Here is a 16,021-nt window from a genome sequence, read left to right on the forward strand (position 1 = left end):
AGCGATTTGTACAAGGGATCGTTGAGGAATTAACAAAGATTAATGTGCTTTTAGTATAGTTAAATGCAATAATTTCTACCAAAAATTTTAGGAAATTGTAAAGCGCGCTTACGTATCATTAATTAATGTGGAAAATGTAAATTCCAAGACAATAACAGATGAGTAGATGAATCTGTTAATGTAGATATTAAAATTGCTCTAGCTTTCCAAGGACTCTCTTAAGGATGATGGACTTTTAGGGGAGTTCCTAGTAGGTGTAATAAAATACTAAAACTTTCCTTTACAAGGAAATAAATTGGTTGAAGTTGTAAATAGCAGGATGAAGTCTTGCTCGATAAGTAGAATAATATAATGATGCTTAATAAGTTGAACGCTGTGCATAAAATCCAAAAGCTTAAACAAATTGCCATTTTAGCCGCCAAAATTGTTTTGGGTAATCGCTATTACTCGTTGAAGGCTTTTTTGTTTCAACGATATTCAAAATTTTCAATAGAGCGACCCAAAATATCTGAGTCTGGTTTTACAGGGTTTATAAACTTTGCCAATTATTTTAGTAGTACCGGGTGGGTGGTTGATTCTGAGGGTAAAGCCGTCAAGAACTTTGACTTATACATTGATGGAAATAAAGTTAGCTACTTCAAACAAGAAGTTTTTAGAAAAGATATTATCGACGCATTTGCACATGATGGTGATTGTGGATTTGAAATTCAGTTTTTAAATAACAATAACAGCTCCTTTAAGCCGAGCTCATATCTTTTGGAGATTAAGTGCTCAAAAACTCACAGGCTAATACATAGAACCCAAGTAAACTTCAGGTGCAAAAAAACTCAAAGCAGAAGGAGGAATAAGAGAACATCTGATGTTGTTTCTATGAATCTTACTAAAGAAGCGTCTGTTGAAGTTGATGTTGTTATTCCTGTCTATGCCGGAAGAGAGGTGACTCTGGACTGTATTAGTTCAGTTCTAGCTTCGAAAACAAAAATACCTTATCGAATAGTCATTGTTAATGATAAATCTCCAGAGCCTGATTTGGTTTCTGAAGTTAGAAGGATCACCGGAAGTAATAGCCGAGTAGTATTGCTCGAAAATGATTCTAATCTTGGATTTGTATGTTCGGTCAATAAAGGAATGAAGTATGACTTGTCAAAGGACGCCATTCTACTAAATTCTGACACATTGGTCTCGGACTATTGGTTAGACAAGCTAGTGTCAGCTGCTTATGCATTACCTGAAATTGCAACCGTTACTCCTATGTCCAATAATGCAACAATTTTTAGTCTTCCGATCCCTAATCCTCGAATTGATTATTCTGAACCTGCCTCTATCGATGAAATTAATAAGCTTCTTGAGAAAAATGCTAGCGGGAAGAGGATTGAAGTTCCTACAGCTCACGGCTTTTGTATGTACATAAAACGTAGCGTATTGGAACAGATTGGATATTTCGATGAAGAGAAATGGGGCAAAGGTTACGCAGAAGAAAATGACTTTAGTCGACGAGCAATTGATGCTGGTTATATCAATGTTGCTGCTTGTGATGTATACGTTAAACATGTTGGTTCAGTTTCTTTCGGCTCATCTGCAGCGGATAGAATTACCAAAAATCTACGTAAGCTGAACCGAATGTACCCAGATTATCTGCCTGCTGTTGAAACATTTATCAAGAAAGATCCGTTTAGAGCTCTTAGAAACAAAATTAATGAGCAATTATTAGATAATGCAAAAATAGAAGGAAGAAGGAAAGTGCTTCATGTTACTCACTCGTTAGGAGGGGGAACAGAGTACGCGATGCAATCAATAATTGAAGTGTCTTCAAAGTTTGAGGTTCAGAGCTATATTTTAAGAGCTGAACAAGGAGGGCGAGTCTGGATTCTACAAAATTGTCCCCAATCATTGTGTATGGAATTTGATTGTCTGACTGACCTGGAACAATTAATTGATGTGCTAAAAAAACTTGAAATCAACTTGATTCATTTTCATCAGCTGCTGGAATTTGACCGCCGCATATTTGATCTACCTAGATTATTGAACGTATCATACGATATTGCGTTGCATGATTACTATCTAATTTGCCCTAGAGTTAATATGCTGCGCGATAAAGATGAGTATTGCGGAGGACCATCAGATGCATGTTTAAAGTGCGTAACTTCATACGGTTGTCACCCGGCTTCCAACAAGCAAATAGGCTCTGAGAAAGAATACACAGAGTACTGGAGGCTAAGTCAGCAGTTTATGAATGGAGCAAGGAAGTTGATTGCCCCAACAAAAGGGGTTCAAGAGAAATTCTCAAGGTGCTATGATGGGAATAATATCGAAGTAAAGGCTCATCCGGAAACAAGAATTGAGAGATATTTAAGGTTAGATACAGCTAACCAAACTATAAAAGTGGCTATTCTTGGAGCGATTGGTGTTCATAAAGGAGTTTTAAAGCTGATTGAGATACTTAAATACGCTCATAGGGAAAAGCTTCCAATCCAATTTGTTTTGTTTGGTTATGTCTCGGAACATCTTATATCATCACTACATCCAAACCTGACCATTACAGGAAAGTACAAACAAAGTGAATTAACCCATCTTATCGATAAGTATGGCTGCGATAGAGCATTGTTTTTAAGCCCGTGGCCGGAAACATTCAGCTATACACTTTCCGAAGCATATGAACATGGACTTTATCCAATAGCATATGATCTAGGCGCTTTCTCTGATCGAATTCCCGAAGTAGGAGTTGGAGAACTATTTGGCGCGGGCACTTCGATGGAAGAGCTTTTTCAACTACTAATGAATAAGCCTTTGCCAGAGATAAGTTATATTACTGGAAAGCAATATTCGAATTTTGCCACCGATTACTATGAATTTTAGTTTAGTTGTAAAGGTTAAGAATGATTTTTATTTGGAAATGATTCCAACAGATTTAGTAAAAATAATATGAAAAAACGGCTAATAATCTCAGTAGTTTCACATAATCATCAAGATGTAATTATCAAGTTGGGTACGTTAAAAGATATTGCCGAGATTGAAGATGTGGTTGTAATTTGCCGAGATAACGTGCCTGTAAAAAAGTTGAAAGACTACTGTGAAAGTTTAGGAATTATCTATATTGCTAATGAAAAGCCTTTAGGCTTTGCTGAGAATAATAATAGGAACTTTAAGTATTACCTGGATGCGCTTGTACCGCAAGATGATGAATTTTTTCTAGTACTAAATCCAGATGTTATGATTTCTAAAAGTGAAGTTAATAAGCTTCAAAAAACGATGGTAAACGTTTCAAGGTCCTGTATTCTAACTATCGATCTATTTTTGGACAAAAAATTCACTACTCGTGACGATAATATTCGCTACTACCCGCGTTTTATTGATTTTGTTAGAACATTTCTCTTTAATAGCAGAGAAACCATGCTCGATCGAACACAAGTGTTGTCAAAAGAAAGGAGAGTATGGTGTAGTGGAGCATTTTTACTAATGAAACAGAGCCTGTACAGGACGCTAGGCGGATTTAACGAATGTTTTTTTATGTATTGTGAAGATATAGAACTTTGCTATAGAGCCAATAAGCTCAATGTTGATGTAGAGTACTTATCAAATATTAGAGCAGTTCATTTTAGACATCGGGACAGTAAGAAATTTATGAGTAAACACTTCTTTTGGCATGTTAAAAGTGTTTTTCTTTATCAAATGTGTAAGTTGTTACCACAAATAAAGCGTTCTTGTATTTTGGAATAGTAGATGATACCAAATATAGATATTGTACTTGCCTCTTTTAATGGGGAAAGTTTTATAGAGGAGCAGATAAAATCAATTCAGGATAGTCGGGACTATGAAACCTTAGTTTCACGTTTTATTATTGTTGACGATGGTTCAACGGATCGTACAATGCAAATTCTTTCTAAGCTAGAGGCTAGTGATAAAAAAATCGAGGTCTTTGTAAATAACTCGAAGGTTCATGGTCCTGTGAGCAACTTTCAGTATGGTATGGCGCTAACGACCGCAGAATATATCATGCTTTCCGATCAAGATGATTATTGGTTACCAGACAAAATTTTTAATATGCATAAAGAGATTTGTCAACTATCAAAATTGGAAACAGAATCTCCTATTCTTGTGTTTAGCGACTTGAAAATAGTGGATGATAAACTCAATAAAATCTCTTGCTCATATTATAAACACAAAAATATATCAAAGCATTGGTATTTGAATTTCGACAATCTTATACAACAAAATGTTGTATCTGGTTGTTCAATGATTTTTAATAGGTTTTTATTAAAGTTAGCAATGCCTATTCCGATTGATGCTTACATGCATGACTGGTGGTTAGCATTAGTTGCCAGTAAATTTGGCAAGTTACATTTCATAGATGATACGTTAGTTTACTATCGACAGCACAATTCAAATACCATAGGCGCAAAAAGTAAGGGATTAAAGGCATTTACTATTGAGTTGATGGAAAACATTAGAAGCTTTCAAGAAAGCTTCTCGAAGATATGTAAGCAAGCCCAGGCATTTGAAGATAAATTTAGTCAAGGCGATGCTATAGGACCTATGAACTATTTGACTAACTGGAATGAAATGAATAGGTACTCACGGTTGAAAGCTGTTTTGGCGAGAAAATTATGGCGGAGTAATCAACTTTCTAATTTGATGCTTATATACATAGCACTAAATAGAGAAGACTAATAAATAGCAAGTGTAGCGATTAATGACTTTCTGAATGAAAGCTAGGATAGTTCTCAAAATGTTTATTTCGACTATTAGTTGTAGAGTAATGTGGCAAAGTCGTAGTGAGATTTTTTAGGCTGGAAGGTGTTCAGTTGTTTAGAATAGAATATTACTATAATAAGCTGGCTACTGATTCAAATTCGGTTCTCTTGTAAGCGTTACAAAATCTAATTCTGAATTTTATTGAATTGAAAAGCAAGAGTTTTGATGTCTTTAGTCCAGAACGATTTTTAGAAAAGGATGATATGATGCACGCATCTTCGTTAGAAAATATGCAAAAATGCTATGAAAATTTCGTAAAGAAATGGCCCTGGGATTTTACTAGAAAAATTTCTGTTGTTGATATCGGTGGTGTCAATGTTAACGGAACATATGCTGACATTTTTTCTGGTTCGGAGTTTTTCTATCAATCTGCTGATATTAATCCTGAAGAGAATGTCGACATTTTATTAGAAGATCCTTACAAGCTTCCTTTCGAAGATAATAGTGTTGATATCCTTATTTCGGGACAGGCTTTTGAGCACGTCGAGTTTTTCTGGCTGTTGTTTTCTGAGATGGTTAGAGTTATTAGTGAATCGGGGTTAATTATATTGATAGCTCCTTCATCAGGTCCAATTCATCGTTATCCAGTAGATTGTTATCGTTTTTATCCAGATGCTTATAAAGCATTAGCAAGCTATACAGATTGCAATTTACTACAGCTTTACCATGATGAACGGGGACCTTGGAAAGACCTTGTTGGAGTCTTTAGTAAACAGAGTGGAGAGTTTACCAAATCGTTGAAGACAAAGTCTGATTCCTTTTCTTGGCAGTTAAATCGTTATGAAGCTGAGACTTTCCCTGCAAGGCTATATGAACAAACAGAAGATGAACGGCGACAGGAAAATTTAATAAAAGGGAAAGAAAATTATTTAGTAACATTGTCAAAGCTTCATGAGAGCATCGTTCCAAACTTTTATCTGGAAATTGGTGTTCGCGAGGGTAGAAGCTTGTGCCTGGCTAATTGTGAAGCACTTGGAATCGATCCTCAATATGACATTAAAGTCGCTCTTAAGAGTAACCATCAAATATTTAGTACGACCAGTGATCGTTTTTTCGAATCGGAAGACATTAGTAGACTTGATACCGCTGATATTGATCTTGCATTTATTGACGGGATGCATTTGTTTGAGTTTGCACTAAGGGATTTCATAAATATTGAAAAGAAATCGTCATCTCATACCATTGTCGTTGTTGATGATATATTCCCTAATCATGTTATTCAGTCGAGTCGACAAAGAAAATCCCGTGTTTGGACTGGAGATGTATGGAAGTTGGCTGAGTGCCTTTCTAAGTTTCGCCCGGATTTGGAATTGATTTATCTGGACACCTTGCCAACCGGTTTGCTCATTATTGTAGGTTTAAATTCTAATAATAAAGTCCTTCTAGAATCATATAATCCTATAGTCAGGGAATACAAGAATATGGAGCTTGAAGGGGAACTTGAAGCTAAAATCGTTGAGCGAAAGCTCGCTATTAGTCCATCTAAATCTGAACTATGGGAATGTTTAAGTCAATTTTCGAAAGACCTTAGGAGAGCAAATCATTCTGCAAAGATTACTTTACTTAATGAGTTCAAACGAAAGATTCGTAAGGTTAAAACATTATGAGTGCTCCATTAATTAGCGTTGTTGTCATCACGTTTAACATGGCAAGAGAGTTACCTAGAACGCTATTAACGTTGAGAGCCTCTTATCAGAAAAACATCAGTAATGAAGACATTGAAATTATTGTTGTTGATAACGGTTCAACTCAAGAGGCAATAATTGATAAGTCATGGAATAATATTCGATATTTTAACTATTCAAATCCAACACACTCACCTGTAGAAGCGGTGAATTTTGGTTTATCGAAGTGTAATGCTAAGTTTATTGGTGTAATGATTGATGGAGCTAGAATGGCTAGTCCTAATCTTCTTAGTCTAGCATTAATGGCCAATAAGCTTAGTCAAAACAGCTTGATTTCAACTCATGCGTATCATTTGGGCCATGAAGTGCAAATGAAGAGTGTGTTGAATGGTTACAATCAACAGGTTGAGGATGAGTTATTACAATCAGTTCCATGGGAAACTAACGGTTATAGCCTGTTTAATATTAGTGTTTTTGCAGGTTCAAGTGCCAAAGGGTGGTTCAATCCTATTGCAGAAAGTAACGCTTTTTTTACTACGCGTGTAAACTGGGACAAGTTAGGGGGGTTTGATGAACGCTTTAAGACTCCGGGCGGGGGCCTGGTAAACCTGGATACTTATCTTAGAGCAACTGAACTTGAAGGAATTGAACTTATTTCTCTTTTGGGCGAAGGCACTTTTCATCAAGTGCATGGCGGCGTCGCAACAAACCAACAGAGACAGGATGCAACTTGGAATGTGTTTCACGAGGAATACAGAGCTATTAGAGGAAAAGATTATTCCCCAACTGACAAAAAGGCATTGTTATTTGGAAAAGTGCGTCAAGAGCAAAAAAAGTTTCTAGTCGATTCTGCAAATAATTTTATTGATTAGTCGAAGAAGTTTCTTGTTATTCTTCTGAAGCCGAAAGAGACTAAAACATTTTTTATTAAGATAATTGATGCCCTGAAAGTGACAGGGCATCGACAGATATTTCTAACTAATTAGCAATTGCTGATTTTTCATTCTTCTGATCCAATTCAGTAAGGCGACTTTGCAGTTCATCAATAGTTTTTTGCTGATTAATTGTGTAGAGAGTCAATTCTTCAACCTTCTTCAACAGTGTAATCTGCATATCAGTCATGTTAATGCCATTCTTAGCAACTTCTTTAGCAGAAGGAACTTCGGGCAGGTGACTATTTTTATTAACAAAGGCTTCCAGATCAGATAATGACATCAATTCATAATCGTCTGCAAATACGTAGTCAGGGTGAACTTGACCGCTTGCCGTTGTTGAAATCGAGCCATTAACGGTAAGTCCTGTTGCGTTAGCTGTTAAAAATAGATTACTTGAATCGGTTTGTCCGGCAAATTTAATCTCTGCATCCCCAAAAAGTATCTGAGACTTGGTAGTATTGCTACTGTCGACTGCAAGAAATCTACGATTCGTGCTATTCGACTTTAAACGTATTTGGACCGCGTTGTTATCAGTACTTTCGGTATAGTTTAGAATTACTCCAGAACCGGCGACATGTACTTTACCTGCAGGAGAGCTAGTACCAATACCAACATCACCATCAGCCGCAATATCTATTGAGCTTTCTGGTGCTCCTGGACGGATACGGAAAGAAAGCCTACTTCCGTTGGTTACATCGCGAATAAAGAAGTTGGCTTCATTACCTGCTACATCCCAAGTTTGCGCAGTAAAGCCGTCAGAACCATCTTGCTCCAAACGTAAAGTCGGTGTGTTGCCTTCTACTACGTGAAGGTCTACAACAGGGTTAGCTGTTTTGATACCTACGTCGCCATCGGCTTCAACATATAAGGTATTTGCAGGGGCTCCGGCTTCAACACGAAAAGGGATTCTTCCGGCAGTTGAGTCTTCAATAGCCAAGTAGCTAGCACCACCGTTAGAGCTATCGTTTGCCACTATGCGCCAGTCATTACTCGGGAAGGAAGCAGAGTTGCTGGTATCGTCGAAGTGGATACGCAAGTTATTTTCTTTCAGACGTAAAGTGTCAAACCCAAAATTCTCACCATTCACACAGTCATTACCAACACACTCACTGAATGTGACTATTAAATCATCGTTGATAACCTGGTCTGCGTAAACAAATGCACTGTATAGAGTAAGAGCCGCAACAGACCCTAAAGCTAACTTTTTCATCTTTGTCTCCTTGTCGGGTCAGGTTTATTTGTTGAGCGACGTTTTACTGTTTTCATCTTCAGTCAGTTTTGAGTCGATTAAAACTCCATTTTGAACTCTAAATTGACCAGATACTTTATTAGATTTAACAATTTTTCGAGTAGTCAAACCGCGGCCGTTCATATCGTCGCGAACTTTCTCTTCTCCAAGTTCTTCGATTTCTAGCAGCTCAAATTTGTACAAGCCATCTTTAGTTGCCTTCATATCGGCTGCAGAAATTGCATTGTCGCCGCCAACGAAAGTTGAGTTATAAACAAGGCCATTTGGACCGGACACAGTCATTTCTACTTTGCCCCCAGATGAGCTGGATTTCATGTGTAAAATGTTATCAGCAATTGTCACATTACTAGCCGCAACTGAAGTAGCCACTCCCATGGCTGCAACTGCTGCTATTATGGATTTATGCATTTGCATTTTCTCCCTCCAAGTTATTGTTATTTCGAGCAAAGTAGCCCTGTTGCAAATAAGCAGTCTAGCACTTCGAATCGCTTTGAGCAATGTACTTTAAGTTGCTCTATCTCGGTGTGATATATATTGAAGAATCAATTTAAGAAGTTATTTTTATAGCTGAATAGCTTCTAAAAGCAAACATGCCAATAAAACTAAAGTTTATTGTTGAATAAAAATGTTACGGGTACAGAAAAATAAGCGTGGCGGACATCTATTAGAGGCTTTGGTAGAGAGAGGTTGGGTCAAAACCAGCCTGTTCTTTCCGTCGCTGATTAGGTCAATGGAAAACTCTAAGGATTGAGATATAAACGACATGAATCAATATTCATTGGAGTTTGCAGGGTCTCTAAACTAGACTTTGCGTTAATAAAAAGAATATCTGGATAAAAGTTATGTCTAATTTGCTTTCACGTTGTTTTTCGTTTGTTCGGATTATTACGGTAACGACACTTTTACTTTGCGGTTATGTCGGCCCTGTCTTGTCAGCTCCTCCGAGCTTTTCGATATCTTTCTCGCCAAATACAATTGGTCCGGGAAGTCAGTCTGAGTTAGTTTACACTATTACAAATGGAGATGTGACGCCGGTAACTTCTATTGCATTTTCCAATACTCTTCCTGCAGGTGTGACTTTAGCTACCCCTGTCGCCGCGACAAGCACCTGTACCGATGCTGTTTTGACCGCATCTGATGGTGGCTCGACGGTGACACTTTCTGATGCATCAATACCGGCAAGTAGCAGCTGTACAGTGACTGTCACTGTTACCTCGAGTACTGCAGGAACTCATAGTAACGTTACTGGTGATTTGACTTCCAGTGAAGGAAACAGTGGATCGACCAGTGCTGATTTAACGGTTGATTCAGGAAGACCCGGCTATGCATTGTCTTTTAGTCCATCGACAAATAACCGGGGGGAGACAAGCGTTCTTACTCTTACCTTTGATAACACTTTAAATGGTTCGTTGGAGTACAATTTTCAGACAACGGTTTCGCTTGAAGAAGGAATTGAAGTTGCTGCTTATGCGGATGCTCAAACAACGTGTAGTAATTCCGTTGTAACAGCAACACCGGGTAGCAACAGCATTACCTTTGGGCCGAGCGGAACTATGACTTTGGCTGCTGGTTCAAGTTGTACCGCGACCGTCAATGTCGTTTCCTCAGGTGTTGGCGACTTTTTGGCAACAGGCTCACTCACATATCTTGACTCAGGTACTTTCACTTCCACTGCGGCAGGATCTGGAAGTGCGTTGTTAAGTGTGAGTCCGGCAACTGCAGTATTATTATTTGAAGATAACCCTATTGCACCCGGTTCTTCCACTAACTTGCAGGTGAACCTCACAAACTTTGATCGGACTTATGATGCGACAAATGTATCATTTACTGTCGATCTTGATGCTTTACTGTCAGGACTGGTTGCAACAGGAACACCTTTGAATGACGTTTGTGGTTCTGGCTCGTCCATTTCAGGTTCTTCTTTGCTCACTTTTGGTAGTGGTACTATTTCGGCAGGTTCAAGTTGTACTTTTAATATACCTGTATCCATTCCAGCAGGAGCAGCAACGGGTACCTACTCAGGCTCAACCAGCAATATCTCTATGGATATTAATGGAAGTACAGAGTCCAAAAATGCCGCAAATTACAGTTTGAGCATAACGGAAGCACCGACTCTTGGTGTCAGCTTTGTCGACAGTGTAGTCGCTGCGGGTAGCGCTGCAGATGTCAATTTCACAATTACCAATATCGATACAGTCAATAGTGCTACCGCGATAACATTCAGGGCAAATTTAAGCCAAATGCTTTCTGGAGCAACACCTTCTAGTCTTCCGGCTGGTGGATTTTGTGGTGCAGGTTCGATTGCAACTCAATCAACGATCAGTGGAGAACTTTATTTAGTGATTTCCAGTGCGCAATTAGCGTCCGGTGCTAATTGTAATTTTACTGTAGGACTTAATATTCCCGCAGGTTCTTCGCCTGGGGTGATCCAGCTTACAACCGATAGTTTAAGTGCAACTATTAGTGGAACTACCGTATTAGGAGCTGATGCATCTGATTCAATTGAAGTGGTTGATGGTCCTTCGCTCGTCATGGAGTTTGATAACTCCAGTGTAAATCCTGGTGATACTGTTGTAGCTACTTTTACACTTGAGCATAGTTTGAATGCTTCATCGGATGCAACAGCCATCAGTTTTACTGTCGATCTTGATGGTGTGTTAAGCGGGTTGGCAGCAACAGGATTACCTGTCAACGATATTTGCGGAGCTGGTTCTCAAATATCTGGCACATCAACAATAACGTTTACAGGTGGAACACTCTCTGCGGGTAGTAATTGTTCATTCGATGTTTCACTAAACATACCTGCCGCAGCGCCTTCCAATATATACACGCTGACTTCTAGTACGATAAGTGCAACCGTAGGTGGTGAGGTGACAACAGGATCGGCCGTAAGCACTGACCTACAAGTGTCCAATTTAATAGGAACAATTGAGTTTACAAATGATCCTGTTGCTCCCGGCGATACAGCAACTTTATCAGTTACATTCGATAATGTTAGCGCAACTGAGTCATTAACCAGTTTGCTCTTTACAATGAGTGTAAGTGGTATTATTAGTGGGGCTACTACAACAGGGCTACCTCAAAATGATATCTGTGGCAGTGGGTCATCAATATCTGGGACAACGACTTTGATTTTTTCCGGAGGAAATCTTGCTGCGGGAGGAAGTTGCACATTCGATATCTCGATTGCAGTGCCCGTCGGTGCGTCTGCAGGAACTTACGGAGCGGTTACCAGTAATGTTGGTTTTACTGAAAACTCTATTAGTATAAGTATCAATCCTCTCTCTGCCAGCCTGGATGTTGAAATTGACGAAGCTCCGGATGTAACTATTTCTTCCAGTTCATCTCCATCGACAAGCGTTTCGCCAATAGCGGTTACTATTACGTTTACCGAAGATGTTGTCGGTTTTGATATTTCTGACATTACCGGTTCAGTTACAAATGGCTCTTTGAGTAATTTTGTATCTGTTTCGGCGAGCGAATATACCGTTGATATTACACCTTCTGCTGATGGAACTGTGACGCTACAGGTTCCAGCATCTAGCGCTTTAGACTCGGGATCAAATGGAAATAATCAGTCTAATCTGTTTTCTATAGAATATGATGCGGTAGCATATGTGTTGCCAACAGTTTCGATCGGAACTCCGGACCAGTCACTTACTAATACTGGGCCGGTGAATTTTGGTGTGACCTATTCTGATGCAGATCAAATCAATTTGGATGTAGTGGATATCAGTCTGATTACAACAGGAACTGCGACTGCTACGGTTGGTGTTACCAATGGAACGACAGCAAGCCCGACGATTACACTGTCTTCAATTTCCGGTGACGGAACTTTAGCCATAAATATTGGTGCTGATACAGCTCGAAATAGCTATGGCTCTGCTTTAGAAAGCGGAAATAGTACGGCTTTCAATGTAGACAATACTCAGCCTGGTGTTTCAATCTCAAGTAGCTCAGCCGATCCAACTAATACTTCTTTTTCTATAACTATCACTTTTACTGAAGCGGTTAGTGATTTTGTTGTAGGAGATATTTCAGCAACCAACGCTTCTTTAAGTAACTTTGCCGGTGGTCCAAGCATTTATACTGCTACCGTTAATCCGCTAAGTACCGGTACTGTTACCGTGGATATTAATGCTGGTACAGCTACTGATACTGCTGGAAATACTAATACTGCCGCCGCCCAGTTCAGTCTGGAATTTGATAATACTCCGCCATCGGGGTATGACATATCGATTGACCAAACATTTATTAATTCCTCAAATGATACTGCAATGAGCTTCACTTACACGGGAGCAGAAGTCGGAGTCGATTACAGTTATGTTGTCACTGATGGTTCGTTAAGCGTGAATGGTACAGGGACAATTTCTTCAGCTAACGGGAGCTTTATCGGAATTGACGTCAGTGGGTTAGCGGAAGGAATTTTAACGCTTAACTTCACACTTACTGATGCTGCAGGAAACGTTGGAACGACCGTTACTGATACTGTTGTAAAACAGTATAATGATGCGCCCGTCATAACAGAGGGAACTTCAACAAGCGTTACTATGAGCGAAGACGGAGCTCCTACGGCATTTAACCTAACCTTAAATGCAACAGATCCAGAGAATGAAACGCTATCCTGGAGTGTCTCTTCGACAGCGTCTAACGGGGTAGCTTCAGCTTCTGGCTCCGGAAATTCAATCGAGGTTAGTTATACGCCAACGACAAACTTCAATGGTTCAGATAGTTTTATTGTCGAAGTAACGGACAATAATTCTCTGGAGCCTTTGACTGACTCAATCATTGTTAACGTTACAATTGAGCCAGTGAATGATCTTCCTACAGGACAGCCTGTCATTTTGGGAACTCTCATTCGAACCGAGACGTTAACCGTTGATACAAGTGCTATTGAAGATGTGGATGGCCTCGGTGCTTTTGCCTATCAATGGCGCAGGGGTGGGTTGGATATTGAGGGCGCAAATACTTCTTCATATCTAATTGCAGAGATTGATATAGGCCAAACGCTAAGTGTTTATGTGACTTATACCGATCAACAGGGGACCGATGAGTTAGTACTTAGTGATGAATCATTGACTGTTTCGGATCTTGATTCTGATGGCGATGGTATTCCTGACTTAGAAGAAGGGACTGGTGATACGGACGGAGATGGCATCCCTGATTATTTAGATGAAGACAGCGACAATGACGGCATTTTAGATAGCATTGAAGGCAATGGGGATTCTGATGGAGATGGTATTCCTGACTATCGAGACACTAGCCTTGATGAAGATGGAGACGGAATCCCTGATAGTCTGGAAGGAAATATCGATTCAGATGAAGATGGAGTCGATGATGCGTTTGACGATGATAGCGATAATGATGGCGTGACCGATTTTGAAGAGTCCGGGGCTCTGGGTGTTGATTCGGACGGGGACGGCATCGATGATGCTTTCGATGTTGATGCGACCGGAGGTGTTGATTCTAACTCAGATGGAATTGATGATTCTGTAGATGTGTTGGATTCAGATGAAGACGGGGTGCCTGATTATCGTGATCGAGATAGTGATAACGATACTATCCCGGATGCTTTGGAAAATGGATTAGCTTTTAATATTCGAAATAGCACACAAAAATCAGTTAAGTTGAGTGTCAATGATACTGATGGCGACGGTGTTTATGACCATATTGATAATGATAGTGATAATGATGGAATCAGTGATTTAGCGGAAGCGAGAACGAATCCTGTGGATTCCGATCTGGATCAAATTATCGATGAATTTGATGTTGATTTTACCGGTGGCGTTGACGCAAATATGGATGGTGTTGATGATGCAGCAATAATTTTGAACAGTGATAATGACCTAACGCCAGACATGTTTGATCTCGATTCAGATAACGACGGTATTAATGATGTTGACGAGGCCCGGCTGACCGATGCCAATTTCGATGCAATGGTTGACTCAAGTCTCGAAGTAACCGATACACCTGCAGACTCTGATGGTGATTTGCTTCCTGACTACCTGGATTTGGATAGCAATGATGATGGAATTTTTGATATCGAGTCTTCTGCCGCATCAGCCTTGGATATTGACGGTGATGGACAAATTGATGATGCTAGCAACGACTCGGATGGAGATGGAATCGTTGATGAAATGGATGATGAACCGTTTCAGTTTGGTACCAGGCCTGATAGAGATTTAGATGGCGTACCGGGAAGAATCGATTTAGATGATGATGGCGATGGTATTGCTGATATTGTTGAAGGAGTTGAGGACTCTGACGGTGATGGTCTGATTGACGCATTAGATTCCGATAGCGACAACGACGGACTTTCTGACTCCTTTGAAGCCGACAGGCCTGACGCTTTGGGTGTTGATGTCGATAAAGACGGAATTGATGATGCGTATGATGTTGACTATACCGGTGGTGTAGATATCAATGCCGATGGAATTGATGATTCGCTGACTATTGCTGATACCGATGGGGATGGTGTCGCTGACTATTTAGACACTGATTCTGACAATGACTCAATTTCTGATTCCGATGAACAGTTGACTGTCATCCTCACCGGGAATGATAGTGACGGTGATGGGTTGGATGACGCGGTCGATGTTGACTTTACTGGCGGTCAAGATTTAAACGGTGATGGTCAGGATGATGCCACAATTTCGCTAGTGGATCTGGATGGAGATGGAAAGCTGGCTTTCCGTGATACTGATACTGATGGTGACGGAATACCGGATATTAATGAGAATGGAGATTTCAACAATGATGGGGTAAATGACAGGCTTCAAGCTGTACCGGAAGTAACTGCAACCTCAGGAGGAGGTAGCATGGGAAGTGGATTATTGGTGTTGCTTGCACTAGTGCTTCTGACTAGAAAATCCTTCAATAAGCTTGCGATTCCTTCGTTAATGGCGTTGATGATTTTCAATACCAACGCGTCGGAAAATTGTATATCCGAAAACTGCTGGTACACCGGCCTAGGGATTGGCTATGCTAAGAAATCGCCAGAAACCAGCCTGACCCCCTGGAGTACCAGCGATGATACCGATAGTTCTATTAGCTTTAGTGTTGGAAAAAATCTTTCACAAAGCTGGTTTGTAGAATTTAATTATAACCGCTTGGGAAAAGCACAATTAAGTAGTCTCAATAGTGCATTTTCTGATGGGTATATTAATTACAATCTGTCAAAACTCGAGGTAGGTTATCAGATACCCTTTAATAATGATTCATTTGTCTCCTGGTTTAAACTAGGTACGGCAAGACTAGAGACTAATTCAGATTTTATTGCTTCCGATACAGAGTCACTCACCAGCTTTGGTATTGGAGTTGACTGGTTACGATGGAAAAATGTTTCAATAGGGTTAGGGATCGAGAAAACAGGAGAGGATATCAAAGACATCTCGATCAATATGAAAAAATACTTTTAGAAAACTACTTTCTATTCACCTTCTATTATCCATTCTTAGCGC

General features: G+C 39.7%; 8 protein-coding genes. 6 read left to right on the forward strand and 2 right to left on the reverse strand.

Features of this window, described 5'->3' with window-relative positions:
- The first annotated feature begins 351 nt into the window (after window positions 1-351).
- The 5 genes from IYN84_RS03365 to IYN84_RS03385 all read left to right on the forward strand — a co-directional run bounded on the left by IYN84_RS03365 (window position 352) and on the right by IYN84_RS03385 (window position 7,249).
- Window positions 352-2,856 (forward strand): glycosyltransferase, encoded by a 2,505-nt coding sequence (locus IYN84_RS03365; RefSeq protein WP_196137746.1) that lies wholly within the window; start codon window positions 352-354, stop codon window positions 2,854-2,856.
- Window positions 2,857-2,922: 66 nt separating this feature from the next.
- Window positions 2,923-3,717 (forward strand): glycosyltransferase family 2 protein, encoded by a 795-nt coding sequence (locus tag IYN84_RS03370; protein ID WP_196137747.1) that lies wholly within the window; start codon window positions 2,923-2,925, stop codon window positions 3,715-3,717.
- 3 nt (window positions 3,718-3,720) lie between these two features.
- On the forward strand, window positions 3,721-4,668 hold the full coding sequence (locus IYN84_RS03375) for a glycosyltransferase family 2 protein (RefSeq protein ID WP_196137748.1): 948 nt from the start codon (window positions 3,721-3,723) through the stop codon (window positions 4,666-4,668).
- A 287-nt stretch (window positions 4,669-4,955) separates the two neighbouring features.
- Window positions 4,956-6,359 carry a methyltransferase domain-containing protein gene (locus tag IYN84_RS03380; protein WP_196137749.1) on the forward strand — a complete coding sequence of 468 codons (1,404 nt, stop codon included), beginning with the start codon at window positions 4,956-4,958 and terminating at the stop codon, window positions 6,357-6,359.
- Window positions 6,356-7,249: a glycosyltransferase family A protein gene (locus IYN84_RS03385; protein WP_196137750.1), complete on the forward strand. Its 894-nt coding sequence runs from the start codon at window positions 6,356-6,358 to the stop codon at window positions 7,247-7,249. The genes IYN84_RS03380 and IYN84_RS03385 overlap by 4 nt, the downstream gene beginning before the upstream one ends.
- Before the next feature lie 106 nt (window positions 7,250-7,355).
- Here the strand turns inward: IYN84_RS03385 and IYN84_RS03390 are convergent, their stop codons facing one another.
- Together IYN84_RS03390 and IYN84_RS03395 are read right to left on the reverse strand one after the other, a co-directional pair.
- On the reverse strand, window positions 7,356-8,522 hold the full coding sequence (locus IYN84_RS03390) for a hypothetical protein (RefSeq protein WP_196137751.1): 1,167 nt from the start codon (window positions 8,520-8,522) through the stop codon (window positions 7,356-7,358).
- Window positions 8,523-8,546: 24 nt separating this feature from the next.
- Window positions 8,547-8,969, reverse strand: a complete 423-nt coding sequence (locus IYN84_RS03395) for a hypothetical protein (RefSeq protein WP_196137752.1) — start codon at window positions 8,967-8,969, stop codon at window positions 8,547-8,549.
- A gap of 434 nt (window positions 8,970-9,403) precedes the next feature.
- Here IYN84_RS03395 and IYN84_RS03400 point away from each other — a divergent pair, with 434 nt between their 5' ends.
- Window positions 9,404-15,979 (forward strand): Ig-like domain-containing protein, encoded by a 6,576-nt coding sequence (locus IYN84_RS03400; protein ID WP_196137753.1) that lies wholly within the window; start codon window positions 9,404-9,406, stop codon window positions 15,977-15,979.
- The last annotated feature ends 42 nt before the right edge of the window (window positions 15,980-16,021 follow it).

Source organism: Aliikangiella sp. G2MR2-5 (assembly GCF_015687155.1).
In the GTDB taxonomy this organism is placed as follows: Bacteria; Pseudomonadota; Gammaproteobacteria; order Enterobacterales; family Kangiellaceae; genus Aliikangiella.